General features: G+C 66.4%; 27 protein-coding genes. 6 read left to right on the forward strand and 21 right to left on the reverse strand.

The genetic code is table 11. From position 1 onward, the window contains the following. Nucleotides 1-70: 70 nt before the first annotated feature. The 4 genes from CFB82_RS29515 to CFB82_RS29530 all read right to left on the reverse strand — a co-directional run bounded on the left by CFB82_RS29515 (nt 71) and on the right by CFB82_RS29530 (nt 3705). Nucleotides 71-745 carry an OmpA/MotB family protein gene (locus tag CFB82_RS29515; protein ID WP_089486330.1) on the reverse strand — a complete coding sequence of 225 codons (675 nt, stop codon included), beginning with the start codon at nt 743-745 and terminating at the stop codon, nt 71-73. A gap of 39 nt (nt 746-784) precedes the next feature. Beyond that, entirely contained in the window at nt 785-1549 is a 765-nt protein-coding gene (locus CFB82_RS29520; RefSeq protein WP_089447258.1) for a flagellar motor protein, read from the reverse strand. Between the two features lie 13 nt (nt 1550-1562). Next, on the reverse strand, nt 1563-2804 hold the full coding sequence (locus CFB82_RS29525; RefSeq protein WP_089486331.1) for a cyclic nucleotide-binding domain-containing protein: 1242 nt from the start codon (nt 2802-2804) through the stop codon (nt 1563-1565). Nucleotides 2805-3039: 235 nt separating this feature from the next. Then, on the reverse strand, nt 3040-3705 hold the full coding sequence (locus CFB82_RS29530; RefSeq protein WP_089486332.1) for a glutathione S-transferase family protein: 666 nt from the start codon (nt 3703-3705) through the stop codon (nt 3040-3042). A 289-nt stretch (nt 3706-3994) separates the two neighbouring features. On the opposite strand from CFB82_RS29530, the gene CFB82_RS29535 reads away from it, so the two are divergent. Beyond that, the gene (locus tag CFB82_RS29535; protein ID WP_089486333.1) at nt 3995-5350 is read left to right on the forward strand and encodes a polyhydroxyalkanoate depolymerase; all 1356 of its coding nucleotides are present in this window, start codon (nt 3995-3997) and stop codon (nt 5348-5350) included. Nucleotides 5351-5455: 105 nt separating this feature from the next. Here CFB82_RS29535 and CFB82_RS29540 read toward each other — a convergent pair whose 3' ends face one another. From CFB82_RS29540 to kdpF, 13 genes are all read right to left on the reverse strand, one after another. Beyond that, the gene (locus CFB82_RS29540) at nt 5456-5923 is read right to left on the reverse strand and encodes a DUF3761 domain-containing protein (RefSeq protein WP_069250966.1); all 468 of its coding nucleotides are present in this window, start codon (nt 5921-5923) and stop codon (nt 5456-5458) included. A 61-nt stretch (nt 5924-5984) separates the two neighbouring features. Further along, nucleotides 5985-6122: an HHHH-motif protein gene (locus CFB82_RS44145; protein ID WP_167347852.1), complete on the reverse strand. Its 138-nt coding sequence runs from the start codon at nt 6120-6122 to the stop codon at nt 5985-5987. Nucleotides 6123-6432: 310 nt separating this feature from the next. Continuing rightward, on the reverse strand, nt 6433-6867 hold the full coding sequence (locus CFB82_RS29545; protein WP_089486334.1) for a cupin domain-containing protein: 435 nt from the start codon (nt 6865-6867) through the stop codon (nt 6433-6435). Nucleotides 6868-6960: 93 nt separating this feature from the next. Continuing rightward, a complete protein-coding gene (locus CFB82_RS29550) occupies nt 6961-7728 on the reverse strand; it encodes an ABC transporter ATP-binding protein (RefSeq protein ID WP_089447253.1) in 768 nt (255 codons plus the stop codon). Nucleotides 7729-7761: 33 nt separating this feature from the next. Continuing rightward, on the reverse strand, nt 7762-8475 hold the full coding sequence (locus CFB82_RS29555) for an ABC transporter permease (RefSeq protein ID WP_089486335.1): 714 nt from the start codon (nt 8473-8475) through the stop codon (nt 7762-7764). Then, nucleotides 8472-9161, reverse strand: a complete 690-nt coding sequence (locus CFB82_RS29560) for an ABC transporter permease (RefSeq protein ID WP_089486336.1) — start codon at nt 9159-9161, stop codon at nt 8472-8474. The genes CFB82_RS29555 and CFB82_RS29560 overlap by 4 nt, the downstream gene beginning before the upstream one ends. 174 nt (nt 9162-9335) lie before the next feature. After that, on the reverse strand, nt 9336-10109 hold the full coding sequence (locus tag CFB82_RS29565; RefSeq protein ID WP_089486337.1) for an ABC transporter substrate-binding protein: 774 nt from the start codon (nt 10107-10109) through the stop codon (nt 9336-9338). 291 nt (nt 10110-10400) lie between these two features. Further along, nucleotides 10401-11135: a response regulator gene (locus tag CFB82_RS29570; RefSeq protein WP_089486338.1), complete on the reverse strand. Its 735-nt coding sequence runs from the start codon at nt 11133-11135 to the stop codon at nt 10401-10403. After that, nucleotides 11132-12838: a DUF4118 domain-containing protein gene (locus CFB82_RS29575; protein ID WP_089486339.1), complete on the reverse strand. Its 1707-nt coding sequence runs from the start codon at nt 12836-12838 to the stop codon at nt 11132-11134. Before CFB82_RS29575 ends, CFB82_RS29570 begins: the two co-directional genes overlap by 4 nt. 80 nt (nt 12839-12918) lie before the next feature. Next, a complete protein-coding gene (kdpB, locus tag CFB82_RS29580) occupies nt 12919-14967 on the reverse strand; it encodes a potassium-transporting ATPase subunit KdpB (RefSeq protein WP_089486340.1) in 2049 nt (682 codons plus the stop codon). A 56-nt stretch (nt 14968-15023) separates the two neighbouring features. Then, a complete protein-coding gene (kdpC, locus tag CFB82_RS29585) occupies nt 15024-15725 on the reverse strand; it encodes a potassium-transporting ATPase subunit KdpC (protein ID WP_179255469.1) in 702 nt (233 codons plus the stop codon). A gap of 10 nt (nt 15726-15735) precedes the next feature. Beyond that, complete coding sequence (gene kdpA / locus CFB82_RS29590; protein WP_089486341.1) at nt 15736-17439, reverse strand: potassium-transporting ATPase subunit KdpA; 1704 nt, start codon at nt 17437-17439, stop codon at nt 15736-15738. A 138-nt stretch (nt 17440-17577) separates the two neighbouring features. Then, the gene (kdpF, locus tag CFB82_RS43745) at nt 17578-17904 is read right to left on the reverse strand and encodes a K(+)-transporting ATPase subunit F (protein ID WP_217481555.1); all 327 of its coding nucleotides are present in this window, start codon (nt 17902-17904) and stop codon (nt 17578-17580) included. 89 nt (nt 17905-17993) lie between these two features. Between kdpF and CFB82_RS29600 the strand changes: the two genes are divergently transcribed. The 3 genes from CFB82_RS29600 to hutC all read left to right on the forward strand — a co-directional run bounded on the left by CFB82_RS29600 (nt 17994) and on the right by hutC (nt 20498). Continuing rightward, the gene (locus CFB82_RS29600; protein WP_083266060.1) at nt 17994-18308 is read left to right on the forward strand and encodes a hypothetical protein; all 315 of its coding nucleotides are present in this window, start codon (nt 17994-17996) and stop codon (nt 18306-18308) included. A 184-nt stretch (nt 18309-18492) separates the two neighbouring features. Continuing rightward, nucleotides 18493-19620 (forward strand): porin, encoded by a 1128-nt coding sequence (locus CFB82_RS29605; protein WP_089486343.1) that lies wholly within the window; start codon nt 18493-18495, stop codon nt 19618-19620. Nucleotides 19621-19802: 182 nt separating this feature from the next. Continuing rightward, entirely contained in the window at nt 19803-20498 is a 696-nt protein-coding gene (gene hutC, locus CFB82_RS29610) for a histidine utilization repressor (RefSeq protein WP_089428141.1), read from the forward strand. Between the two features lie 15 nt (nt 20499-20513). Here hutC and CFB82_RS29615 read toward each other — a convergent pair whose 3' ends face one another. Next, nucleotides 20514-21755 carry a glycosyltransferase gene (locus tag CFB82_RS29615; protein ID WP_089486344.1) on the reverse strand — a complete coding sequence of 414 codons (1242 nt, stop codon included), beginning with the start codon at nt 21753-21755 and terminating at the stop codon, nt 20514-20516. A 94-nt stretch (nt 21756-21849) separates the two neighbouring features. On the opposite strand from CFB82_RS29615, the gene CFB82_RS29620 reads away from it, so the two are divergent. Next, on the forward strand, nt 21850-22470 hold the full coding sequence (locus tag CFB82_RS29620) for a TetR/AcrR family transcriptional regulator (RefSeq protein WP_089486345.1): 621 nt from the start codon (nt 21850-21852) through the stop codon (nt 22468-22470). Between the two features lie 286 nt (nt 22471-22756). Next, nucleotides 22757-23110 carry a hypothetical protein gene (locus CFB82_RS29630; RefSeq protein ID WP_089486347.1) on the forward strand — a complete coding sequence of 118 codons (354 nt, stop codon included), beginning with the start codon at nt 22757-22759 and terminating at the stop codon, nt 23108-23110. 37 nt (nt 23111-23147) lie between these two features. On the opposite strand, the gene CFB82_RS29635 is transcribed toward CFB82_RS29630, so the two are convergent. The 3 genes from CFB82_RS29635 to CFB82_RS29645 form a co-directional block, all read right to left on the reverse strand. Then, nucleotides 23148-23963 (reverse strand): alpha/beta fold hydrolase, encoded by an 816-nt coding sequence (locus CFB82_RS29635; RefSeq protein WP_089486348.1) that lies wholly within the window; start codon nt 23961-23963, stop codon nt 23148-23150. A gap of 109 nt (nt 23964-24072) precedes the next feature. Continuing rightward, a complete protein-coding gene (locus tag CFB82_RS29640; RefSeq protein ID WP_069250953.1) occupies nt 24073-24990 on the reverse strand; it encodes a LysR family transcriptional regulator in 918 nt (305 codons plus the stop codon). Between the two features lie 181 nt (nt 24991-25171). After that, on the reverse strand, nt 25172-25417 hold the full coding sequence (locus CFB82_RS29645; protein WP_043178075.1) for a DUF3717 domain-containing protein: 246 nt from the start codon (nt 25415-25417) through the stop codon (nt 25172-25174). Between the last annotated feature and the right edge of the window lie 75 nt (nt 25418-25492).

The following is a 25492-nucleotide window of genomic DNA, read 5'->3' on the forward strand; positions in this document are numbered from 1 at the left end:
CGTTATGTTGTTGTCAGGCGGGCATATGCGGCCGCTTATAGATGCGCAAACAACGAAAATTCAGCGGCAATCAGTATGCAACGAAGATCGTGACACGCCGGTTGCGCGCCCGCGCGGCGGCATCGTCCCCCGCGACGAGCGGCTGCGTATCGGCCCGCCCGATCGCCGCGAGCCGGTGCGGGGCGACGCCGCGCTCGGTCAGGTAGCGCACGACGCTCCCCGCGCGCGCCGACGACAGCTCCCAGTTCGATTCGTATTTCGCGTTCGCGATCGGCACGCTGTCGGTATGCCCTTCGACGAGAATGTCGCCGGTCGCGTGATCGCTCAGTGCCTGAGCGATCTGGTTCAGCACGGGCGACGAATCGGGCAGCAGGCGCGCATCGCCGACATTGAACAGGATCTTCGCGTCGATGCCGATCTCGACGCCATGCGGCGCTTTCACGAGCGAGATCCGGCCGTTCGACTTCAACGAATCGAGCAAGGCGAGCCAGGGCGGTGCGTGCTCGGGCGTCACGGCAGCGGCAGTTGATGCACTCGCGGCACTTTCGGCATGCCGCGCGAGCGTCTGGTAACGCGCATCGAGCGCGTTGTATTTCGCGAGCTGGAGCACGTACAACGCGAGAAACAGCACCATCAGCGTCGTGATGAGATCCGCGTACGAAATCAGCCAGCGGCCGGATTGCGCGCCTTCGAGTTCGTCGTCGTCGCGATCGGCGGCGGATGCACCGTCAGTTCGAGCAGTCATGCTGTTGGAAGTCCGGGTTCGTCGTACGACACACGCCCATCACGCGAGCGATTCGACCGCGCGCCCACGCACGTCACCGGTCAGGCGCGTCTCGATCGTATGCGGCGATTCCTTGCGTGAAATCGCCAGCAATCCATCAAGATACAGCTTGCGAAACCTTAACTCGCTGTCGATCTGCGCGCGCAGCTTGCCGTAAAGCGGCAGGAACACGAGGTTCGCGAGCGCCAGCCCGTACAGCGTCGCGATGAACGCGACCGCGATGCCCGGCCCGAGCTGCGCCGGTTCGAGAATATGGCTCGTCACCTGCACGAGCCCGAGCACCGACCCGAGAATGCCGAACGTCGGCGCATAGCCGCCGGCCTGCTGCCACACGCGTGCGGCGGCCAGGCGGCTGCGTTCGTAGGCATCGAGTTCGCGCTGCAACGCGTCCTCGAGCACGGCGGTCGACACACCGTTCGCCAGCAGTTCGAGCCCGCGGCGCGCGAACGGATGGATGCCGCTCACGTCCATCGATTCGAACGCGAGCAGCCCGTCGAGCTTCGCGCGGTCACCCCATTCGAGCAGGTCGGACAGGTTCTTGCGATCGACTTCGCGTGCCCGCACGAACGCGAGCCGCAATTGCTTCACCGCGTCGAAGAAGCGCGCCCAGGTGTTCTGGATCATCACCGCGCCGAGCGTGCCGCCGAGCACGATGACGAGCGCCTCGAACTGGAACAGCATCGAGAAATGCCCGCCTTCCAGCGCGAAACCGAACACGATCGCCGCGCCGCCCAACACCACGCCGGCCAGAGTCAACAGATCCATGAGCGTCTCCTCGTCAAGCATCCGATGCCGATGCGACAGGCGCAGTGCCCGCCGCCGGCGCCTTCGCCGCGCGCACGGCATCCAGCACGCGCCGCTCGATGTCCTCGATCTCGACCGGATCGAGCTTGAGCTCACGGCGCATCACCCACGACACCTCGTTGCGCCGCGCCTCGGTCATCACGGAGAACAGCTTGTCGGCCACCGCGCGATCGTCGAGATTCGCGATCAGCTTCGCGAGATCGTAGGTATCGAACGCGCTGATGACGTCGAACAGCGTGCGCTGGTCGATCGACACGAGATCCTCCAGCGCGCGCACCTCTCCACGTCGCGCATTGCGCCGCGAGAAGTACGTCACCCCCTTCTGTTCGACGTAACTGAGGACCTTCGATTTGCGGAACGCGAACAACTCGTCGGCAATCTCGCCGTTCGACAGCTTGTTGAGCAGCATCGTCTTCTCGACGCCGATCAGCGCTTCGAGATCGGCGAGTTCGATGAGTTCGAGTTCGCTGTTGATCGACAGGTCGAGATCGTGATCGGCCACCTGCTGCGCGCGATCGATCACGCGCGCGGCGTCGAACGTAACGACCTGGCGCGCATCCGACGACGCAGCATAGTCGACCGCTCCGCCCACATGGTCCGCCTGCGCCGCTTCGATCGTGACGAGATTGAGCTTCTCCATGCGTCGCAGCATCGCGAGCACGTGCGGCCGCGAATGGCCGGCAATCGCGCGGCATTTGCGGATCACGTCGGCGAGCGGCACCGAGGTTTCGGCCGCGTGGGCCTGCATCGGCCGGCGCGTCCACGCGTCGCCGCCATCGCGCGCTTCGGCGCCCGCCATCAGCGCCAGAACATGCGCATACGACAGCACGCCCGGCATGAAGTCGGCATGCGTGTAGGTAGCGAGTTGGTCGTCCTTGCGCTTCACGCGGCGGATCATCGTTCGCACGATGTGGCGCAGCAGCGCCGACACGCGCTCGATTTCTTCATCGAGCATGCCGGCCGGCACGACCGTCAGCTGACAGAATGAAAGAGCCTTCGCGGTATGGGCACGCGGCTCGGCCGCGAGCAGCGCCGACTCACCGAAGAACTCGCCGCGGCCGAGCGTCGCGACGACGACGCGCTTGTCGTCGCATCGCGTGGACAGCTCGACCTTGCCGTCGGTGATCAAGAAGATGACGGGCTCACCCGCAAAGCCTTCGGAGTAAATGATCTCCCCGGGCGCCGCTGTACGCGTCCACGATTGCTGACGATTCACGTCGATTCCCCTGCTGCGCTGATTTTTTCGGACTGCGCGTCGCACGTCGAAAGCGTGTGATCGCGAGTCATCCCCGTGACTCGTTTACGTCATCGGGCTCAACATCCTTTAGGGAATTCGTCCTCGCTTCGAACCGAAATCAAGGTAAAACGTTTGCGGGTTGCGCATCCACACCGAAAAGCATTTCGATGCCTGCGCGTGTAGTGCAATTGAAAGCGCCGGGCGGACCCGTGCGTCAGAACTCCATATCGAGTTCGTCGATGTCTTCGTGCTCCGCCTTCGCCGCATCGATCCATTCCATCACGAACGGATGCGCGAGCACCTGCATGCAGTACTCGGCGATATCGGGTTCCAGTTTCACGTCGTAGGTCAGGAAGCGCGTGACGACCGGCGCATACATCGCGTCGGCGATGCCGATCTCCGCACCGAACAGCCAGGGGCCGCCGTACGCGGCCAGGCACTCGCGCCAGATCGTCACGATCCGCTGGATATCGTGCTGCGCGCGCGACCAGATGCGAAAGCCGGGGAAATGCGCGCGCAGGTTCATCGGCAGCGCGGAGCGCAACGCGCTGAAACCGGAATGCATCTCGCCGCAGATCGACCGGCAATGCGCGCGGGCTCTCCGGTCTTCAGGCAGCAGCCGCGCCTGCGGCCGGATTTCGTTCAGGTATTCGGCGATGGCGAGCGTGTCCCACACCGTGTTGCCGTCGTGTGTGAGGCACGGCACGAGAATCGACGGCGACAGCAGCAGCAACTCCGCACGCGACGCGGCATCGATCGGCACGCTGACCGTCTCGAACACGAGGCCGCTCAGCTTCGCGAGCAGCCAGCCGCGCATCGACCACGACGAGTAATTGCGGCTGCTGATGGTCAGCGTCGTCTGTCCTCCGGTGACGTCCATGTCGCTCCCCTGTTCAAAACCGTTCGTGCCCCTGCACCGAAAACAGACGCCGTGTGGCGTCACCCGCACCATGCCGGTGCCGCGCATTCGCCGAACTGGCGCAGCGCCGCACACAGTCGCGTCACGTGCCGCACGACAGGCCGGCCGGGCAACGCATCACGTGCGGCTGCCGTATGTCGCGTACCGCTTGCGTCGCCGCACTCCCGAACCACGTGCAACGCGCGTGCCAGCCGCAGGCTGGCACATCGCTTGCCTCGTTCATTGCAACGCAGCACAACGAGCGACAGCCATGAATCTGCTTGCCTATCCGTTCTATCAATGGTCTGCAGAATGCACGCGCCCGGCGCGCGCATGGGCCGCCGCTGCGCGCGCCACGATGTCGCTATGGCCGCCCTCCACCGCGACACCGACCGGCCGCATGCTCGACGCGCTGTGCGAACTGCTCGAATGCTGCGCGTTCTCGCATCGGCGGCCACCGTTCGGCATCGCGTCGATCGTCGTCGACGGCGAAACGGTGCCGATCGTCGAGGAAGCCGCCGCAGCCACGCCGTTCGGCACGCTGCTGCATTTCCGCAAGGCGTTGCCGGTTGCACGCCAGCCGCGCGTGCTGATCGTCGCGCCAATGTCCGGGCATTTCGCGACGCTGTTGCGCGGCACGGTACACACGATGCTCGCCGACCACGACGTGTACATCACCGATTGGCACAACCCGCGCGACATCCCGCTGACGGCCGGACGATTCGGTTTCGACGAATACGTCGCGCACGTGATCGACTTCATCCACCAGATCGGCCCGGACGCGCACGTGCTCGCGATCTGCCAGCCGACCGTCGCCGCGCTCGCGGCAGTCGCATTGATGGCTGCCGGCGGCGATCCGGCGCAGCCCGCGAGCCTGACGCTGATGGCGGGCCCGATCGATTGCCGCGTGAATCCGACGAAGGTCAACGCGCTCGCGACGAGCCAGTCGATCGAATGGTTCGCACGGAACCTGATCAGCGTCGTGCCGGCGGGCTTCGTCGGTGCGCAGCGCTGCGTGTATCCGGGCTTCGTGCAGGTCGGCGCGTTCATGTCGATGAATCCCGATCGCCATGCGGCGTCGTTCGCCGATCTGTATTTCGAACGCGCGAAAGGCGATCCGGCGAAGGCCGACACCCTGCGGCACTTCTACGACGAATACTTCGCCACCGCGGATCTCACCGCGGAGTTCTATCTGGAAACGGTCGAGAAGGTGTTCCAGCAATACGCGCTCGCGCGCGGCGAGCTGACGGTCGGCGATCGGCTCGTCGAACCGGCGGCGATTCATCGCACCGCGCTGTTGACGATCGAAGGCGAGAAGGACGATATCTGCGCGGTCGGCCAGACGGTGGCCGCGCAGGAGTTGTGTTCGGGGTTGCCGCCCTACCTGAAGACGCATCACGTGCAGACGGGCGCGGGCCACTACGGCGTGTTCAATGGCAGCCGCTGGGAAAAGCAGATCTATCCGATCGTGCGCGCGACGATCCACGACAACGAGCCGTACGATCGCACTGCCGGTGCGGAAGACAACGCGGACGGCACGCACTACGTGACGCTGCGCGCGCTGCTCGACGCCCGCGCAGCCGCGCACGACGCGGCGACCGACACGCAATCGCAGCTCGCGCACTGAAGCCGGACGGCGCTGAAAATGAAACGCCCCGCCGGGGGTGGCGGGGCGTGAGGTGATGCTGCGTGCGGACGACGCGCGAGGGAGCGGCTCGCGCGTCAGTCTGCGTTACGAGCAGGCCTTGCCGTGCGACGCGTGGTAGCCCTTCGCCTTCGCGTCGGCTTCCGACATGTAGCTGCCGTGCTTCGTCTTGCCGTAGTACTTGTCGGTCGAGCAGTGATAGACCTTCGTGCTGTCGTTCGCCCACACCTTGCCCGCGCCGCCGCCCGGCGCTGCCGCCGCGGTCGTTGCTGCCGCGCTCTTCGCCGGCGCGGTACCGGATGCGGGGGCTGCGGAGGCTGCCATGGCCGGCGCTGCGGCCGGTGCGCTGGCGGCTGCCGCCGACGATGCGCCGTACCAGGTCTTCACACCCTTATGGCCCGCGCATGCGCCCTTCTTCGACGCGCCCGAGTAGAACGAGCCGTCCTTGCACAGACCGGTCGTGCCGGCCGGCGCGCTGGCCGGAACCTGCGCGAACGCACCGATCGACATACCCATGCCGGCGACCAGCGCGGCGATCAACATCGTCTTTTTCATAGTCCTCTCCTGATTTGCCTGAATGATGCATGCGTTCCGGGTTTCCCCGGGAAAGTCGCGGTTACCGCACCCAGCGGCACACGCGATGGTGGTGATGATCGAAATGACACACACGGTGCGAATGCGCTTCGGCCAGTGCCGGAGCAAGAACGGCACATGCCACTGCGGTGGCCGTCAGGATCTTCGCGATGCGCTTCATGAAACTCTCCCGGGTAACCCAACCGGTGATCCGGCTGTACCTCCTTAACGCCGGACGTCGACAGGCCGTGCACCGCACCCACGCACAATTGACGATCTTTGACATCGCGGCGCCGTCAACGCATCGAAGCTGACGAATGTCTTTCTTTTCTTTCCGGATCTTCAGCTTCGCGACCATTCGGAATTCGAAAGAATGTGACGAAAGGGAAAGTGGATTACACGGAAGCTTCCGCGACAGAAGCAACGAAAAAACCGCCACGAAGGCGGTTGATCACAAGCGTGCGGATGATGCGTGCCGGAATACCGCGCAGCTACGCCCCTGCCTCTCCCCACGGCGTCGGCGGCGGCACCGCGCACGGCCCTTCGACGTCGATCGACTTGAAATCGGCGGGCCCGACGATCTCCAGGTACTCCATGTCCGGCGAGTAGTCGAACAGGTAGTGGACGATCCCCGGCGCCTGGTGCACGCAGTCGCCGGCCGCCACCAGCGTTTCCTGCTCGCCGTACATGAAACGCGCCCAGCCCTTCAGCATGATCACGATATGGAAGTCGGCCTCGTGGCGGTGCCAGCCGGTGCCCGCCTCCGGTGCATGATTCGCCCGGACGAGTTGCGCGACGACCTTGCCGTTCGTCGCGGCCGCGATACCGAGATCGCGATAGAGGAAGAAGTCGCGCAGGCCTTCGCCGCGATACGCGGTGTCCTGGGGCTTCACATGGGAAAAGGCGGTGGTGGTGGGTGTGCTCATCGCGGTGCTCCTTCGTCGAAGGGATCACATGCGACAAGCATTTAGCGTTCCAGGGTGCGGCGTCCCGGGCAGTCCGCGACGCCGCCTGCCTGCTTACTTCAGCCGCCCGGACAGAAACTGCCCGAGCCGTTCGCTCTTCGGATTCACGAGAATTTCCTGCGGATCCCCTTCCTCCTCGATCTTCCCCTGATGCAGGAAGATCACGTGATTCGACACGTTGCGCGCGAAGCCCATCTCGTGCGTGACGACGACCATCGTCCGGCCTTCCTCGGCGAGCTTCTGCATCACCTTCAGCACTTCGCCGACGAGCTCCGGATCGAGCGCCGACGTCGGCTCGTCGAACAGCATCACTTCCGGCTCCATCGCGAGCGCGCGTGCAATGGCCACGCGCTGCTGCTGGCCGCCCGACAGGTGCGACGGATACATGCCCTCGACACGCGGCGCGAGGCCGACCTTCTCCAGGTACTTGCGCGCCCGCGCGATCGCTTCGTCCTTGCCGACGCCGAGCACGGCCATCGGCGCTTCGATGATGTTCTCGAGCACCGTCATGTGGGCCCACAGGTTGAAGTGCTGGAACACCATCGACAGCTTGGTGCGCATCCGCTGCAGCTGCTTCTGGTCGGCCACGCGCAGCGAGCCGTTGCGGTCGCGCGTGGTCTGGATCGGCTCGCTGCCGATCGTGATCTGCCCCGAGCACGGCTGCTCGAGGAAGTTGATGCAGCGCAGGAACGTGCTCTTGCCGGAGCCGCTCGAGCCGATGATGCTGATCACGTCGCCGGCCTTCGCCTTCATCGACACGCCCTTCAACACCTCGTTGTCGCCGAACTTCTTGTGCAGGTTGTCAACGGTAAGCTTGTACATGCTGGGTCCTTCCTTGCGAATCTTGCGAATGCGTTAATGGCCGCGCGGCGAGAGGTACGCGAGCCAGCGCGTCTCGAGCTTGCGGAACGCCCAGATGAGCGTGAACACGACGACGGCGTACAGCACGGCCGCGATGCCGTAGGCCTGGAACGACATGTAGGTCGCCGAATTGACGTCGCGCGTGACCTTCAGGATGTCGGGCACGGTCGCGGTGAAAGCGAGCGTCGTTGCATGCAGCATCAGGATCACTTCGTTGCTGTAGCTCGGCAGCGAGCGGCGCAGCGCGGAAGGCAGGATGATCCGCGTATAGAGCTTGAAGCGCGACATCCCGTAGGCCATGCCGGCCTCGATCTCGCCGGCCGACGTCGCCTTGATCGCACCCGCGAAGATCTCGGTGGCATACGCGCATTCGTTCAGCACGAACGCGAGCAGCGTGCAGTTCATCGCGTTGCGGAAGAACGTGTCGAGCAGCACGTGGTTGTGCACGACCTGCAGGCTGTAGATGCCCGTGTAGCACATCAGCAGCTGCACGTAGAGCGGCGTGCCACGGAACACGTACGTATAGAGCCACACCGGGCCGGAGATCCAGCGGTTCGACGACGCGCGCGCGATCGCGAGCGGCACGGCGAGCGCGAAGCCCAGCGCGATCGACACGACCAGCAGCCACAGCGTGATCGCGAGGCCGCTGAAACGGTAGCCGTCGGTGTAGAGATAGCTTTGCCAGTACTGGCTGATGAGTTCGATCACAGTGCGAGCCTCCGGACGCCGACGGAATAACGCTTCTCGAGGTGATGCAGCACGACGTTGGAGACCGTCGTGATCGCGAGGTAGATCGCGCCTGCAGCCAGCGTGAAGAAGAAGAAATCGAGCGTGCTCTTGCCCGCGTCCTGCGACGCCTTGACGACGTCGGCGAGGCCGATGATCGACACGAGCGCGGTGGCCTTCACGAGCACCTGCCAGTTGTTGCCGATGCCGGGCAGCGCGAAGCGCATCATCTGCGGGAACAGGATGCGGCGGAACACGCGCCAGCCGCTCATCCCGTACGCGAAGCCCGCTTCGAGCTGGCCGCGCGGCACCGCGAGGAATGCGCCGCGGAACGTCTCGGTGAAGTACGCGCCATAGATGAAGCCGAGCGTGATGACACCGGCCACGAACGGGTCGATGTCGATCTGGTCCCAGCCGAGCATGTCGGTGACGTGGTTCAGCAGGATCTGGATCCCGTAAAACAGCAGCAGCATCAGCACGAGGTCCGGCACCGCGCGGATCAGCGTCGTGTAGAAGGTGCCGATCGACTTGAGCACGCGGTTCGTCGACAGTTTCGCGCTTGCGCCGATGAGGCCCAGCACGAGCGACGCCGCGAGCGACAGCACCGCGAGCTTCACGGTTTCCACCGTGCCGGCCCACAACAGCGGGCCAAATCCTTGGAAGATCATAGGAGGGATCCAGAACGATGTGGCTGGATTGTCAATAGCCATTACCCGGGTATCAAACGATATCTACGCACTACCTGATGCAACCTGCTCATCAAGTCGGACGCGTCACGCGAAGCGGGCCGCACCCACGACAGCCGCGGCGCGCACCGCAACCGATGCGCGCCGGATGGCGGGTCAGCCGCCGTAGACGTCGAACGCGAAGTACTTCTTCTCGAGCTTCTTGTACGTGCCGTCCTTGATGATGTCGGCGATCGCGTGGTCGATCTTCGCCTTCAGGTCGGCGTCGTCCTTGCGCAGCCCGATGCCCGCGCCGTTGCCGAGCGTCTTCGGATCGTCGATGTCCTTGCCGGCGAATTCGAAGTTCGCGCCGCGCGGCGTCTTCAGGAAGCCGATGTCGGCCTGCACCGCGTCCTGCAGCGCCGCGTCGAGACGGCCCGACATCAGGTCCTGGTACACGCCGTCCTGGTTCTGGTAAGGCACGACCCGCACGCCCTTCGGCGCCCAGTAGGCCTTCGCGTAGGTTTCCTGGATGGTGCCCTGCTCGACGCCGACCGACTTGCCCTTCAACGATTCGGCCGTCGGCTGCAGGTTCGCGCCCTTCTTCGTGACGAGGCGCGTCGGCGTGTTGAACAGCTTGTCGGAGAACGCGATCTGCTCGGCGCGCGCCGGCGTCATCGACATCGACGACAGCACGCCGTCGAACTTCTTCGCCTTCAGCGCGGGAATCATCCCGTCGAAGTCGTTCTCGATCCACACGCATTTCGCCTTCAGGCGGGCGCAGATCTCGTTGCCGAGATCGACGTCGAAGCCGACGACCTTGCCGCTTGCGTCCTTCGATTCGAACGGCGGATAGCTGGCGTCGACGCCGAACCGGATCGTCGACCAATCCTTGGCGTGGGCACCGACCGCGATGCAGGCAAGGGCAATACTGAGCGCGAGTTTCTTCATGGCGTTCCTGTCAAAGGCGAACTGGGCGAGGGTCCCGTCGGGCGGCGCCGCCGCAAACCCTTCCAACCCGGAGACCGCCCTTTCCGGCGACGCCCCAAGTTGTACATACAACTTTGCCTTTTCAGCGGGTGCGCCAGCAATCCGTGTTTATCTCTAGTTGTCGGCGGATTGTTTAACGAATGTGAATTTTCCTTTATCTTCAATTAATTACGAATTACAAAAAACTAAACAACAGCTTTCTCCAGACGGTCGCACGCCGCCGTGAGCCGGCTTTCACTTGTCTAGACCTGGCTACGCCGCACCGCGCGGCCCGTCCGCCATCCCGACCGTTTCCAGACCGACCACCCGGTAGCCGAACTGCAATTCCGTCAGCAGGTGCCGCGGGCGCGCCGGCACCGGTTCGAGCTTCTGCCGCAGGTTCGTCATGTACACGCGCACGTAATGCGCGCGGTCGGCATCATGGATGCCCCACACCTCCGCCAGCAATTGCCGCGCGGCGATCACGCCGCCCCGCGCGCGAATCAGCGCGGCGAGCAGCCGGAATTCGAGACGCGTCAGGTGGACCGGCTCGCCGCCGCGCGCGACTTCGTGCTTGCCGAGATCGACGGTCACGTCGCCGAACCGCACGATCGACGACGATTGCCCGTCGGCCGATACGAACGCCGCGCGCCGCAACTGCGCGCGTGCCCGCGCGAGCAGTTCGGGCACGCCGAACGGCTTCGGCAGGTAATCGTCCGCGCCCGCATCGAGCGCCGCGACCTTCTCCACTTCCTGCTGCCGCGCCGACAGCACGATCACCGGCACCGTCGACCACTCGCGCAGCTCGCGGATGAAGGTCTTGCCGTCGTCGTCCGGCAGCCCGAGATCGACGATCACGAGATCGGGCTTGCTGCTCGACGCATACATCCGCGCCTCGCGGGCCGTCGATGCCTCGCAGGTGTCGAGCCCCTCCTGTTCCAGCGCCATCCGCACGAAACGGCGGATGTCCGATTCGTCCTCGACGATAAGTACGCGCGATCTGATCATGTCCGGCTCTCGTGTTCGATATCGGGCGGCGCGCCCAGTGGCAGGCGAATCTCGAACCGCGCGCCGTGCGGATCGAGCGGCACCGCGCGGATCGAGCCGCCGTGCGCGTTGACGATGCTGCGGCACAGCGCGAGCCCGAGCCCCACGCCGCTGATCGACGATTCCTTGCGTTCGCGCTCGAACGGCTCGAACAGCGGCTCGGTGTTGCGCGCGATGAAGCCGGGCCCGTCGTCCTCGACGAATACGTACAGCGTTTCGCCGAACACGCGCGCCCGCACCGCCACGGCCGCGTCCGTGCCCGCGTACTTCGACGCGTTGTCGAGCAGGTTCATCAGCACGCGCTCGATCAGCAGCGCGTCGACGTCGATCAGCGGCAGGTCGGCCGGCAAGTCGGTGCTCACGTCGCGGCCGGCCAGCACGCCGGCCGAATGCGCGAGCGCGCTGCCGACGATCTCGTCGAGCATGTGCCACTCGCGATTCAGCCGCACGCCCTCGCTCTGCATGCGCGCGAGGTCGAGCAGGTTCACGACGAGCCCGTGCAGCGCCTCGGCCTGGTTGCGGATGCCGTGCGCGAGCGCGGCCGGCTGCCCGTCGGCCAGCCGCTCGGGCCGCTCCAGCGTCTCGGCCAGCCCGCGGATCGCGGTCAGCGGCGTCTTCAGGTCGTGCGACACCGCGGCGAGCAACGCGTTGCGCAGCCGCTCGCCTTCGATGCGGACCAGCGTGTGCTGCGCGACGCCGACGTAGTGCACGCGTTCGAGCGCCATCGCGATCGACGAGCACAGCGCATCGATCAGGCGGCGATCGTCGGGGTCCGTGGGGACCGGCTGCGCGTCGCCGAACAGCACGAGCACGCCGCGCACGCGCATCGGCGCCTTCAGCGGCAGGTACTGCGCGGCCGCGCGCTCGAACGGCGGCATTCCGCACCCGGCGCCACGTGCATTCTCGTAGACCCAGCGGGCAATCGGTGCTTCGACGAACCGGGCGTGCTGCGCCGGCATCAGATGGTCGTCCGCATCCGGCAGCACGAGTGCGACGCGCACGCCGAGCAGCGGCGCGATCGTGCCGGTGCAGATCGATGCGATCTGCTCGGTCTCGATCGCCGCCGACAGGTCATGCGCGACCCGGGCCAGCGCCGCCGAACGCTTCTCGTTCGCGCGTGCGGCCCGCGCCTCCGCGCGCAGGCGCGCCGCGAGCTGGCCGATCGCGAGCGCGACGGCCAGCATCAGCGCGAACGTGAACACGTACTGCGTATCCGACACCGCGAACGACAGCCTCGGCTCGACGAAGAAGAAGTCGAAGCAGCCGACGCACACGAACGCGGCCCACGCGCCGGCGAGCCGGCCGAGCCGCAGCGCGATCAGCACGACGGTCATCAGGAACAGCATCACGACGTTCGACAGGTCGAACACGCGCAGCAGCGCGCTCGCCGCCAGCGTCGCCAGCGCGCACACGAGCGTGGCAAGCAGCAGCGGCACCGCGTATTGCGATACCCACACGTGCGTGCGCGGTCGCGCTTCGCGCACGGCCAGCGTCGGCCGCGTATCGGGCCCCGCGCCCGCGATGCGGTCGGCCAGCATCGCGCACGCGCGCAGCACGCCACGCCAGCGGTCACGGCGCACGCCGTCCCCGCCGCGGCGGGCGGCGGTGTCCCGCGGCCCCGTTGCCCGTCGATTCGCTTCGCTCACGTTCACATTCACATCCATGATCGCTTCCGGCAATTGAAACGCCGAACGGCCCCGCGCACGCCATGCAGGCGTGAGCGGGGCCGCGACGGCGCGTTCGGTCAGATAAACGGCGTCAACAGCATGTCGATCAGCTTGATGCCGATGAACGGCGCGATGATCCCGCCCACGCCATAGATCAGCAGGTTGCGCCCCAGCAGCTTTTCGGCCTGCTCCGCGCGATACTTCACGCCTTTCAGCGCGAGCGGGATCAACGCAACGATGATCAGCGCATTGAAGATCACCGCCGACAGGATCGCCGACGTCGGACTGTGCAGCCCCATCACGTTCAGCGCGCCGAGCGCCGGGTACGTCGCGACGAACGCGGCCGGGATGATCGCGAAATACTTCGCGAGATCGTTGGCGACGCTGAACGTGGTCAGCGCGCCGCGCGTCATGATCATCTGCTTGCCGACTTCGACCACCTGCATCAGCTTCGTCGGGTTGCTGTCGAGGTCGACCATGTTGGCCGCCTCCTTCGCCGCCTGCGTGCCGCTGTGCATCGCGACGGCCACGTCGGCCTGCGCGAGCGCGGGCGCGTCGTTGGTGCCGTCGCCCGTCATCGCGACGAGATGGCCCTTCGCCTGGTGCTCGCGGATCAGCCGCAGCTTGTCCTCGGGCGTCGCTTCGGCGAGGTAGTCGTCGACGCCGGCTTCCGCCGCGATCGCGGCCGCGGTGAGCCGGTTGTCGCCGGTGATCATCACCGTCTTCACGCCGACCTTGCGCAGCTCGGCGAAGCGCGCGGCGATCCCGTGCTTGACGATGTCCTTCAGTTCGATCGCACCGAGCACGCGGGCGCCGTCGGCCACGACGAGCGGCGTGCCGCCGCGTCGCGCGATATCGTTGACCGCCGTCTCGACCGCCTGAGGAAACACGCCGCCGAGCGCATCGACGTGTGCGCGGATCGCCGACGCCGCGCCCTTGCGCACCTGACGCTCGCCGACGTCGAGGCCGCTCATCCGCGTACGTGCGCTGAACGGCACCGTGATGCTGCCGGCGGTCGCGACCACGTCCAGCGAGAAGCGCTGCTTCGCGAGCGCGACGATCGAGCGCCCTTCCGGGGTCTCGTCGGCGAGCGACGACAGTTGCGCGGCCTCGGCCAGCGCACGCTCGTCCACGCCCGGCGCCGGCCGGAACTGCACGGCCTCGCGGTTGCCGAGCGTGATCGTGCCGGTCTTGTCGAGCAGCAGCACGTCGACGTCACCGGCCGCCTCGATCGCGCGGCCCGACGTCGCGAGCACGTTCGCGCGCATCATGCGGCTCATCCCCGCGATGCCGATCGCCGACAGGAGCGCACCGATCGTCGTCGGGATCAGGCACACGAGCAACGCGATCAGCACGGTCAGGCTCACCGCCGTGCCCGACGCGTTCAGCAGCACGCTGAACTGCGAGAACGGCAGCAGCGTCACGCACACGAGCAGGAAGATGATCGTCAGCGCGACGAGCAGGATCGTCAGCGCGACCTCGTTCGGCGTCTTGCCGCGCTTCGCGCCTTCGACCATCGCGATCATCCGGTCGAGGAACGCTTCGCCAGGTTGCGCGGTGATCTTCACGATGATCCAGTCGGACAGCACGCGCGTGCCGCCCGTCACCGACGAGAAATCGCCGCCCGACTCGCGGATCACCGGCGCGGATTCGCCGGTAATCGCCGATTCGTCGACCGACGCGACGCCGTCGATCACTTCGCCGTCGGCCGGAATCGTGTCGCCGGCTTCGACGAGTACGATGCTGCCGGCCGCAAGCTCGTCGCTCGGCACGCGATGGCTGGTGCTGCCGAATTGCTTCGGCTCGTCGAGCACCTTCGCGTACACGCGCTTGCGCGCCGCGCGCAGCGCATCGGCCTGCGCCTTGCCGCGCCCTTCGGCCAGCGCCTCGGCCGCATTCGCGAACAGCACGGTGAACCACAGCCAGCATGCGACCGCGAAGATGAAGCCGGCCGGCGCGTCGCCCGTGCCGGTCAGCGCCTGCAACCACAGCACGGTCGTGACGATGCTGCCGAGATACACGACGAACATCACGGGGTTCTTCAACTGCACGCGCGGCGCGAGCTTGCGGAACGCCTCGCGCAGCACGGCCGTCCAGCGCATCGGCAGCACGCCGCCGGCCGGCATCGCCACTGGATTGATCGGGGTTTCGATATGGGACATGAGTGACTCCGTGGTTCCTGCTATTGCTTCGCGCCGGCCGCGTGGCCGAATGCGCGGTCCAGCGCGAGGTTCAGGTCGAGCACGCGCACGCGCGGTTCACCGAGCACGCCGAGCTGGCGCGGCAACGCGATCCGGTCGACCAGCGCCGTGACCTGCGCGGCATCGACGCCGCGCGCCTGCGCGACCCGCGCCGCCTGCAGCCGCGCGTTCGCGACCGAGATCTCGGGATCGAGCCCGGACGCCGACGCGGTCACCGCATCCGCCGGCACCGGCGTGCCGGCGGCGAGCGCGTTCTCCTGCCGGTAGGTGCGCACACGCAGCGCGATATCCGCGAGCAGCTTCTTGCTGGTGGCACCCTGGTTGCTGGCGCCGCTGCCGGCCGCGTTGTACGGCTGGTCGACCGTCTTCGACGGATTCGCTGGATCGGTGCCGACCGTCGCGCTCGGCCGCCCGTGGAAGTAGCCGGCACGCGTGAACTGCTGCCCGATCACCGCCGAGCCGACCGTCGTGCCGTTCTGCTGCACGAGACTGCCGCGCGCCTGCGACGGGAACAGCACGTTCGCGACGCCCGTGGTGAGCAGCGGATATGCGATACCCGTGACGAGCATGAACAGCACCGACGACGCGATCACGGGCCGCACGAGGCCGCGCGTCGCCGCGCCGAACGAAGAACCGGGTGCCGGCGCGGCGGCGGCCGCTGCCTGGCGATTGCCTTGCATCATGATGTTTTCCTCAGAAGAGTTGGCCGCCCGACATCATCAGGTGCTCGACGATCGGGCCGAGCGCGAGCGCCGGCAGGAACGTGAGGCCACCGACGACCAGGATCACGAAGACCAGCAGGCCGGCGAACAGGCCCGTCGACGTGGACAGCGTGCCCGCGCTTTCCGGCACGCTCTTCTTCGCGGCGAGACTGCCGGCGACCGCGAGCATCGGCAGCAGCGTCAGGTAGCGGCCGATCAGCATCGCGAAGCCGATCGTCGTGTTGAAGAACGGCGTGTTCGCGTTCAGGCCCGCGAACGCGGAGCCGTTGTTGGCCGTGCCCGACGTGTACGCGTACAGCACTTCGCTGAAGCCGTGCGGACCGAGGTTCGCAAGGCTGTCCATCGTCGCGTGCAGCATCGCCGCCACGGCGGTGAAGCCGAGGATGCTGAACGGATGCGCGAGCACCGCGAGCATCACGAGCTTCATCTCGCGCGCCTCGATCTTCTTGCCGAGGAATTCCGGCGTGCGCCCGATCATCATCCCGACCAGGAACACCGTGAGGATCGCGAACGTGAACAGGTTGATCAGCCCGACGCCGTCGCCGCCGAACACGTTGTTCAGCATCATCTGCGCGATCGGCACGAGCCCGCCGAGCGGCGTCAGCGAGTCATGCATCGCGTCGACCGAACCGGTGGTCGCGGCGGTCGTGACGGTGGCGAACAGGCTCGTCTGCGCGATGCCGAAGCGCATCTCCTTGCCTTCCATGTTGCCGCCCGGCTGCGTGGCGCTCATCTGCTGGTCGACGCCGAGCCCGGTCACGAGCGGATTGCCGTGCTGCTCGGCCGAATAGATCACGGCCAGGAAGCCGACGAACATCACGACGAACGCGGCGAGGATCACCCAGCCCTGGCGGCGCCGGCCGATCATCGTGCCGAGCGCATAGGTCAGCGCGGACGGAATCAGCAGCATCGACAGCATGTGCAGCGTGTTGGTGAGCGGCGTCGGGTTCTCGAACGGATGCGCGGCGTTCATGCTGAAGAAGCCGCCGCCGTTCGTGCCGATATGCTTGATCGATTCGAGGCTGGCCACGGGCCCCATCACGATCTGCTGGCGCGCGCCTTCGAGCGTGGTCGCCCATGCGTCGGACGCGAGCGTCTGCGGCATGCCCTGCCACACGTACACGAGCGCCATCACGAAGCTGAGCGGCAGCAGCACGCGATAGGTCACGCGCGTGAAATCGACCCAGTAGTTGCCGATGTCCACCGCGCTCTTGCGGCTCAGCCCGCGGATGAAGCCGCCCGCGGCCGCGACGCCGGTCGCCGCGCTGACCACCATCAGGAACGTGATGACGGCCATCTGCGAGAAGTTCGACAGGCTGCTCTCGCCTGCATACGCCTGCCAGTTCGTGTTCGTGATGAACGACGCGGCGGTGTTGAACGCGAGGTCGGGGCTTTGCGACGCGCGCTGCAGCGCGTCGAACGGCAGCGTGTCCTGGATGCGCAGCAGCAGGTAGCCGAGCAGCATCATCCCGGCATTGCTGAGCAGCAGCACCATGCCGTAGCGCTGCCACGACATCGTTTCGTCGGGATTCACGCCGAGCAGCGCATAGGTACGGCGTTCGACCCACGCATGGCGCGGGCTCGTAAAGGCGTGCGCGAGCCATTTCCCGACGACGGGCACCAGCGCCAGCATGATCGCGAGAACGATCGCGAATTGAATGAGATTGTTGAACATGTCGTCGCTCGCTCAGATCCGGTCAAGGCCGGTGATGAAACCCGCCGTCAAGGCAAAGAACGCGAGCGTGAACAAGATGAAAAGCAGATCGCTCATGACATTCACCGATATTTTCGAATTCCTGTTGAATCGCGCCGATCAATACCGCTCGGGTTTGATCAACGCATGAAACAGATAGATAAAGAGCGCGAGCGACAACGCGCCGGTGATCCACAACATGGCTTTCCCCTTTTTCATATGCGCGGCAACGCCGCGCGATCGTCGGCGCATCGGGCCTTGCCGTGTCGGCGCGGGCCCGTGTGGCGCCCCCATGCTCATCTGGCGAATGGGATGCGACAGTGTAGAAATCCGCGTATCAAAGCGGTGTTCAATTTCCTTACGCGGAGTAAAAAAGCTGTAAAGACGAAAGCCGGTGGCGATGGCGTTTTTATGCGTTCTTTTCAGGGCCAATACGAGTCTATACACCGTATGTTCACCGCGATTCCTAGAATGGGCGACATGTCCAAGACGAGATCTCCGCGGTGCGGAGCACGATCCGACCCGGGGATGCCAGCATGAAACCGACCAGAACCGAAACCGCCGCCTCACGCGATCTGCCGCCCGTTCGTTCGCGGCGCCGGTGCGCTGCCGACGAACTCGTGCTGCTGTCGATCCGCGTCGAATCGGACAACCTCGCCGTCGTGCGGCGCCTGCTGCACCAGGCGGTCGGCACCGCGCTCAACTTCTATACGGCCGCGATCGACAATCGCACCGGGCGCGCATGCATCGAGCTCGAAGTCGCGCGGTCGCAGGCGTCACCCGCCATCCTGTCGATCCTCCGCCTGCTGCCGGCCGCCGAATTCGGCACGATCCGCCTGCTGCAGCACTAGCCGGCCTCCATTGCGGCCGCGCGTGACACGCGTCACGCGCCCGCTCCCCCTTTCATCGATTCGAACGCGCGTTGCCGACGCGAACGCGTGCGGTTCGTCTTCATCACGAGCCGCACACGCTCGCCGCCGGTGCGCGCGCCGGATCGTCGTTCCCGTCGCTACGGGCCTTTCCAGGAAGCACGCAATGAATAAAGCAGTCGCCGGTACCCTCTCCCTCGCGTTCCTCAGCGCCGCCGCGCATGCGCAAAGCAGCGTCACGCTCTACGGGATGCTCGATGCGGGTATCGTCTATACGAACAACCAGTCGGGTAAAAGCGCGTGGCAGCAAGGCAGCGGCCTGCTGTCGAACACGGTCTTCGGCCTGAGCGGCAACGAGGATCTCGGCGGCGGCCTGCATGCGCTGTTCCGCCTCGAAAACGGCTTCAACCTGAACAACGGCACGCAGTCCTACAAGAACACGATGTTCGGCCGCCGCGCGTACGTCGGCCTGCAAAGCGACCAGTACGGCGCGCTGACGCTAGGCCGCCAATACGACGCCGTGGTCGACTACCTCGGCCCGCTCGCGATGGCAAACAACGGCGACGGCAACAACCTCGCGTCGCATCCGTTCGACAACGACAACATCGACGATTCGTTCTACATCGACAACGCGGTGAAATACACGAGCCCGACGCTCGCCGGCTGGCAGTTCGGTGGCCTGTACGGGTTCAGCAACGCGGCCGGCGGCTTCGCGAACAACCGCGCATACAGCGCGGGCGTGTCGTATGCGAACGGGCCGGTCAGCCTCGGCGCCGCGTACCTGCAGCTCAACCGCGGCGGGCTGACGGCCGGCAGTGCACTGTCGACCAACGACGGGCCGAACTTCCCGGCCGTGCGCCAGCGCGTGATGGGCGCGGGCGGCAGCTACGCGTTCGACCAGCTGACGGTCGGCGCACTGTGGACGCATTCGATGTTCGACGAAACGGCCGCGTCGTCGCTGCCCGGCGCGCTGAATGCGCTGCGCTTCGACAACTTCGAGGTCAACGCGCGCTATGCGCTGACGCCGGCCGTCTCGTTCGCGGGCGCCTATACGTTCACCAACGGCCGCTACGACGACGCAACCGGCAGCCATCGGCCGAAATGGCACCAGGTGACGCTGATGGCCGACTACGCGCTGAGCAAGCGCACCGACGTGTACGCGGAAACCGTCTACCAGCACCAGTTCGGCGTGCCGGCGGGCGCGACGCTCGGCTTCGCGAACGTCACGGGGCTCGCGGCTTCGTCGACCAACACGCAGGTGGTCGGGACGGTGGGCATCCGGCATCGGTTCTGACCGCACGCCAGCCGCCCAAGGCCGGCCGCTCTGTGCAATCCCGCATGGACGCGCGCCGGCCGAACAGGGATCATTCGGGAAATCCGGGCCCGCGTGTCCGCGAAACCGGTACACTCGGCGCCGGGCGCGCGCCGGATCGGCATTCGGCGGCGGGCCGCTGCCGACTCTGGAATCGTGATCCCATGACCACACCGATCTATCAGGAAATCAAGGACTTCATCCTCGCGCGCATTCATGCCGGCGAATGGGCGGAAGGCGACCAGGTGCCGTCGGAGAACGAGCTCGCGCGCGAATTCAACGTCGCGCGGATGACCGTCAACCGCGCGCTGCGCGAGTTGACCGCCGAGCAGGTGCTCACGCGCACGCGCGGCTCCGGCACGTACGTCGCGTCGCCGAAGTACGAATCGACGCTCGTCGCGATCCGCAGCATCTCGGACGAAGTCGCCGCGCGCGGCCACGGCTATCGCGCGCAGGTGCTGCAGGTCGGCGCGGCCGTCGCCGATGCGAAGCTCGCCGACGAGCTGCAGATCGACACGGGCAGCCCGATCTTCCATTCGCGCGTGCTGCACTTCGAGAACGACACGCCGGTGCAGCTCGAGGAGCGCTGGGTCAATCCGGCCTGCGCGCCCGAATACGCGTTGCAGGACTTCACGACGACGACGCCGAACCAGTACCTGACGCGCGTCGCGCCGCTGCAGCGCGTCGAATACCGGATCGAGGCCGCGATGCCCGACGCCGAAACGCGCCGCCACCTGACGATGGACGACCGCGAGCCGTGCCTGTTGCTGCATCGGCGCACGTGGTCGCAGGGGATGGTCGCGTCGGTCGCCAATCTGTGGCACCCGGGCAGCCGTTACCGGTTCACCGGGCATTTCTGAGGTGGATGCGCGGGCTTACCGCGCGCGCGGCTGTCCCCATCGCTCGATTGCGCTGACGGCTCGCTTCAACCCTTCTTCTTGCGCGATACGCGCGCCGAGTTCGATCGCGCGCGCCTTCGTTTCGTCCCGTTCGGCAAACGCGATGGCCCGCGCCAGTGCGGCGGCGTCCACGCGTCGCCCCGGCACCGGCGCATCCGCCACGCCGAGCCTGTGCAGCCGGTTCGCCCAGAAGAACTGATCGCCCGCGAACGGCACGACCACCGACGGAATGCCGGCCCGCGCCGTCGAATGCGTGGTGCCCGATCCACCGTGATGGATCGCCGTCGATACGCGCGGGAACAGCCAGTCATGCGGCGTATCGCCGATCAGGTGAACATGTGCGGGCAGCATCGACGCGTCGATGCCGCTCCAGCCCGGATAAAACAGCGCGCGCCGGCCGGCGAGCGCACGCGTCAACGCATCGATCATCGCGGCGCGATCGAAGCCGGCCATGCTGCCGAAGCCGACGTACACGGGCGGATCGCCCGCTTCGAGAAAGGTCGAGAGGTCAGGCGGCGGCGCCCAGGCATGCGCATCGATCCGCCACTGGCCGCACGCCTGTACATTCGACGGCCAGTCGCCCAGGCCGGACAGCAGCGCCGACGATACGCCGTACAGCATCGGATGATCGGTCCACACATGCTTGCGCGGCGGCAACCCGCACACGCTCGCTCGTGCCGCATTCGTCGCCTTCCTGAACGCCTGCCACAACAGCGCGTTCACGAACCGGTGGCTCGCGCGATTCAGCCAGCGCGGCAACTTCCCCGGCGGCAGGAACGGCGACGCGAATTCGGTGGTGGGCGTGATCGGGATCATGCCGGTGCCGATCGCCGGCACGCCGCGATACTCGGCGACCGACAAGCCGACGAACGATGCGAGCCCCGACACGAGAATCGCGTCGCAGCCTGCCGACGCATCCGCGATTTCGCGCATCCACGCAGCCGTGTTCGCATTGGCGATCGCCGCGAGCGCCTTCGACGTGTCATTGAAACCGCCGCGCCCGCGCACCGCATCGGCCAATGCGCCATCCGGCGCAATCGCCCGGCGGATGTCGCCGGACAACGACGCCGACGGTACGCCCAGCACCGCGGCCGACCCGAGCGTCGCCGCATCGGCCAGCAGCCGGACATCGTGGCCGGCATCGATCAGCGCACGGCCGAGCGCCGCAAGCGGGCGCGTGTCGCCTTCGGTGCCGTAGGTGGCGATGACGAGTTTCATGCGTGACTCCTCGTACCCGGCTGGAACGGGTGGATTCAAAAAAATGCACGTCGTATACTAATGCAACTTGTGCACTTTCAGTCAATCCCCCGCCATGACGACTCCGACCGACGATCCGGGCCGCCGCGCACGCAAGCGCATCCAGATGCTCGCGCATCTCGCCGCCACCGGTGCACGCCTGTTCGACGCGCACGGCTATGAAGCCGTCACGATGGAACAGATCGCCGCGCAGGCCGATGTCGCGAAGCGCACGCTGTACAACCACTTTGCAACGAAGGAAGCCGTGCTCGCGCACTGGCTCGAGGGTGAACTCGCACGCGATCTCGCGCATCTGCAGCGCGACGTCGCGCGGCGCAAGACCTTCGCGTCACGCATCGGCTGCGTGCTCGATGCGTCGGCTGCGTGGTGCGAGCAGCATCCCGCTTACCTGCTCGCGTATCTGCGCCATCGCTTCCTGAGCATCGACGCGGTCGAACCGGCAAGCGGTGGGGAAAACGGCAGCGATATCACGCGCGTGTGGCAGCAACTGATCGCGGCCGGGCAGCAATCCGGCGAACTGAACGGCACGCTGCGGGCCGACCAGCTCGCGACGTGGTTCCATCACCTGTATCTCGCGGCGATGCTGCGCTGGCTGACCGTGCCGGGGCTGTCGCTGAAACGGGAGTTCCAGGCGATCGCGACGCTGTTCGTCGAAGGCGCGGAAGCGAAAGGCTGAGCGGCACCGTGCGCGGTGAGCGATGGCCGTGGCTGGTCGGGCGCTCGCCGGGTGCGAGCGCCACGGAGACGGTCGACGCGGCGTTTCCGGCGAATACGACGAGACGAACGCGTCGCGCGGCACAGATGCATTTTTACGACGAACGCACGCATCGCATGCCAAATTTCCCGTGCAGCAGTATGCTGACGTCGTACGGCCGCGCACGACGCCTCGGGTAATCCCTTCGTTTGCACGTTGTCGCGCCGCCGTCGCGACCGCAATCATGCGTTGCAAGGAGGGATTCGTGATGGCAACCACGCATCAGCACTTCCACCTCGAACTACGGCACGCCACCGCGCCGACCTACATCATCAGTTACCTGTTCCCTGCGTTGCTGTTCGTCTACGAACTGCTGCGCGTCGGCCAATGGATCCGCGATCACGGGATGCAATTCGCCGCGTTCAAGCAGATGGGTTACGAGTATCTGCTGATGCTGCTGTTCGTCGGACTGCAGATCGTCGTCGAGGCGATCTTCCTGCTCGGCGCCGCGATGCGTCGCGACAATCGCGACTTCGAGCACCGGCTGCCGAACGTGGTCCTCGGGATCGGCCTCTCGATCGCCGTGCTCGCGATCGACCTCGCCATCCAGCTCGCGTTCTGATGGCCGGCGGGCGCCTGCCCGCCGGTGGCTGCAGCGCTCAGGCGCGCGCGTCGCGCAGCAACGTCGCGACGGCGGCCAGCACGTCGTCCGTGCGCTCACGGTGCGGCATGTGTCCGCAGCGTGCGAGCAACAGGAACGACGACGGCCCCGCGACGCGCGCGGCGATCCGCTTCGGATGCACGTCGGACCCGTATTCGTCGTCTTCGCCGTGAATTGCGAGCGTCGCGCATTGCACGCGCGGCAAGTCGTCGTCGAGATTCCAGTCGCGAAAAGCCGGCGACAGCCACGTGTCGACCCACGCGCGCAGCACCCACTCGGCCTTGTCGCCGTGATAGCGCGCGAGCCGGTCGAGCTGGCCCGGTTCGTCGAACTGCTGCCCCGCGTCGCGGATGCCGGCCAGCGTGCGATCCTCGACGAATGCCTGCGCGGCGATCGTCACGAGCGCGCGGCAACGCGCCGGATGCGCGGCCGCACACCCGACCGCCATTCCGCCGCCAACGCTGTGCCCGAACGCGACGAACGCGTCGACGCCCAGTTGTTCGAGCAGTGCCGCGAACGCGTGATCGGCCTCGTCGCGCACGAACGTCGTGCCGAGTGCGCCCGGATGGCGATCGGAACGACCGAAGCCGAGGCGATCGTAGGCGATCACGTCGCGCTGCGTGGCGCGCGCAAGCTGCGCGGGAAAGTCGCGCCACAGTTCGACGCAGCCGAGCGAATCGTGCAGCAGGACGATTGGTGCGTGGTGCTTCGACGCCCCCGCCGCTTGCTGCTTCGGCCCACCGCGCCAGCGTTTCGCAAAGAGGCGCCCTTGCGGCGTCTCGACGGTTGTCTCCTCGATCGGGATATCGGTCATGTGTGTGTCGTCTGCATGAAAGCGGCCGCCCCTCGGCGGCCGTATCGGATCCTGCGATGTTGGCCCGCCCCCGCACGCAGCGTCAAGCAAACCCCCACCGCCCGCGCGTTCATTCGGGCTGCGGCGGCAGATACTCCATCTGCGCCTCGTCGTACAGCCGGTAGATCAGCGCCTGCATCGCGCGGAGATCCTCCGATTCGTCGAGCATCCGCATGCTCATGATGATCGGCGACACGAGGTTCGGATCGTCGAGCGGCTTGTAGCTGATGTCGTCGCGCTTCAGCCCGTACACGCTTTGCGGCACGACCGACACGCCCTCGCCCATCGCGACGAGGCCGAGCGCGATCTGCAGTTCGCGCGTCTCGTAGATCTTGCGCGGCTGCAACGCGCGATCGTGAAAGGCCGCGAGCACCTGGTCCGCATAGCTCGGGCGCGGCGCCTTCGGAAAGATGATCAGCGTGTCGTTCACGAGATCGTGCAGCGACAGCACGGGCTTCGCGCTGTCCAGCACATGGCCGACCGGCAGCGCGACGATCATCCGCTCCTCGCGCAGCACGACGCGCCGCACGCTCGGATCCTCGTGGCGGATGCGCCCGAACCCGACGTCGATGCGCCCTTCCTTCAGCGCCTTGATCTGGTCCATCGTCGACATCTCGTGCAGGCTCAGCTCGACCGCCGGATACTCGCTGCGAAAGCGCCGGATGATCTTCGGCAGCATCCCGTACAGCGTCGAACCGACGAAGCCGACCGACATGCTGCGCTCGATCTTGCCGACCCGCTTCGTCATCGATTCGAGTTCGGTCGTCTGCGCGAGCAGCTGCACCGCGTGCGAATAGAAGAAGCGGCCCGCATCGGTCAGCTTCAGCGGCCGCGCATTGCGCTCGAACAGCGGCACGCCGAGCGCTTCCTCGAGCTGCTGGATCTGCCGGCTCAGCGGCGGCTGCGCGATATGCAGCCGTTCGGCCGCCCGCGTGAAATTCCGCTCTTCGGCGACCGCGACGAAGTAGCGGAGGTGTCTCAACTCCATGTTCGATGCCTCCCGCGCAACGATCCGGCGTTCAACCCGGGCCGGATGATGTCGTCACGATACCGCAGGCGGCGCAAACCGCCACGCGCGCGGCCCCGCGCCGCCCAAAGCAAAACGGGAAGCCCGCGGGCTTCCCGTTGTTCGATCGCCGCCGCGACACGGCGGCGCGACGCGCCGTCCGTCACACCTCGGTCGCGTAGAGCGCGTCGCGCTGCGCGTCGCTCAGCGAGTCGAGCGGCACGTCCGGCAATTGGTAGCAGATCATCGTGCCGTACAGCTCGGCGAGGCAATTGCTGCCGGCGTCGAGCGCGTAGCCGTCCTCGCCGTCCGGCGCCGGCGGGTACACTTCGCGCCACGCATTGATCGCGGCTTCGAGTCGCACGATGGAAACGGGTCCGGCCTTCCGCTCGGCGGGTGATGCGCTCATGGATTCCTCTGGGTTGCGCGCTCCGCGGGCCGTATCGGCCCGGATGGAACGATGAAAACGCCGGGCGTTTCGCCG

Origin of the sequence: Burkholderia sp. HI2714 (assembly GCF_002223085.1) — a bacterium.
Lineage (GTDB): Bacteria > Pseudomonadota > Gammaproteobacteria > Burkholderiales > Burkholderiaceae > Burkholderia > Burkholderia lata_D.

Bases quoted from the DNA above. Each gene is read 5' to 3' on its own strand.
- CFB82_RS29515 (WP_089486330.1), bottom strand. From the start codon at position 745: ATGACTGCTCGAACTGACGGTGCATCCGCCGCCGATCGCGACGACGAC.
- CFB82_RS29520 (WP_089447258.1), bottom strand. From the start codon at position 1,549: ATGGATCTGTTGACTCTGGCCGGCGTGGTGTTGGGCGGCGCGGCGATC.
- CFB82_RS29530 (WP_089486332.1), bottom strand. From the start codon at position 3,705: ATGGACGTCACCGGAGGACAGACGACGCTGACCATCAGCAGCCGCAAT.
- CFB82_RS29535 (WP_089486333.1), top strand. From the start codon at position 3,995: ATGAATCTGCTTGCCTATCCGTTCTATCAATGGTCTGCAGAATGCACG.
- CFB82_RS29540 (WP_069250966.1), bottom strand. From the start codon at position 5,923: ATGAAAAAGACGATGTTGATCGCCGCGCTGGTCGCCGGCATGGGTATG.
- CFB82_RS44145 (WP_167347852.1), bottom strand. From the start codon at position 6,122: ATGAAGCGCATCGCGAAGATCCTGACGGCCACCGCAGTGGCATGTGCC.
- CFB82_RS29545 (WP_089486334.1), bottom strand. From the start codon at position 6,867: ATGAGCACACCCACCACCACCGCCTTTTCCCATGTGAAGCCCCAGGAC.
- CFB82_RS29550 (WP_089447253.1), bottom strand. From the start codon at position 7,728: ATGTACAAGCTTACCGTTGACAACCTGCACAAGAAGTTCGGCGACAAC.
- CFB82_RS29560 (WP_089486336.1), bottom strand. From the start codon at position 9,161: ATGATCTTCCAAGGATTTGGCCCGCTGTTGTGGGCCGGCACGGTGGAA.
- CFB82_RS29565 (WP_089486337.1), bottom strand. From the start codon at position 10,109: ATGAAGAAACTCGCGCTCAGTATTGCCCTTGCCTGCATCGCGGTCGGT.
- CFB82_RS29570 (WP_089486338.1), bottom strand. From the start codon at position 11,135: ATGATCAGATCGCGCGTACTTATCGTCGAGGACGAATCGGACATCCGC.
- CFB82_RS29575 (WP_089486339.1), bottom strand. From the start codon at position 12,838: ATGGATGTGAATGTGAACGTGAGCGAAGCGAATCGACGGGCAACGGGG.
- kdpB (WP_089486340.1), bottom strand. From the start codon at position 14,967: ATGCCGGCCGGCGGCGTGCTGCCGATGCGCTGGACGGCCGTGCTGCGC.
- kdpC (WP_179255469.1), bottom strand. From the start codon at position 15,725: ATGATGCAAGGCAATCGCCAGGCAGCGGCCGCCGCCGCGCCGGCACCC.
- kdpA (WP_089486341.1), bottom strand. From the start codon at position 17,439: ATGTTCAACAATCTCATTCAATTCGCGATCGTTCTCGCGATCATGCTG.
- CFB82_RS29600 (WP_083266060.1), top strand. From the start codon at position 17,994: ATGAAACCGACCAGAACCGAAACCGCCGCCTCACGCGATCTGCCGCCC.
- CFB82_RS29605 (WP_089486343.1), top strand. From the start codon at position 18,493: ATGAATAAAGCAGTCGCCGGTACCCTCTCCCTCGCGTTCCTCAGCGCC.
- hutC (WP_089428141.1), top strand. From the start codon at position 19,803: ATGACCACACCGATCTATCAGGAAATCAAGGACTTCATCCTCGCGCGC.
- CFB82_RS29615 (WP_089486344.1), bottom strand. From the start codon at position 21,755: ATGAAACTCGTCATCGCCACCTACGGCACCGAAGGCGACACGCGCCCG.
- CFB82_RS29620 (WP_089486345.1), top strand. From the start codon at position 21,850: ATGACGACTCCGACCGACGATCCGGGCCGCCGCGCACGCAAGCGCATC.
- CFB82_RS29630 (WP_089486347.1), top strand. From the start codon at position 22,757: ATGGCAACCACGCATCAGCACTTCCACCTCGAACTACGGCACGCCACC.
- CFB82_RS29635 (WP_089486348.1), bottom strand. From the start codon at position 23,963: ATGACCGATATCCCGATCGAGGAGACAACCGTCGAGACGCCGCAAGGG.
- CFB82_RS29640 (WP_069250953.1), bottom strand. From the start codon at position 24,990: ATGGAGTTGAGACACCTCCGCTACTTCGTCGCGGTCGCCGAAGAGCGG.
- CFB82_RS29645 (WP_043178075.1), bottom strand. From the start codon at position 25,417: ATGAGCGCATCACCCGCCGAGCGGAAGGCCGGACCCGTTTCCATCGTG.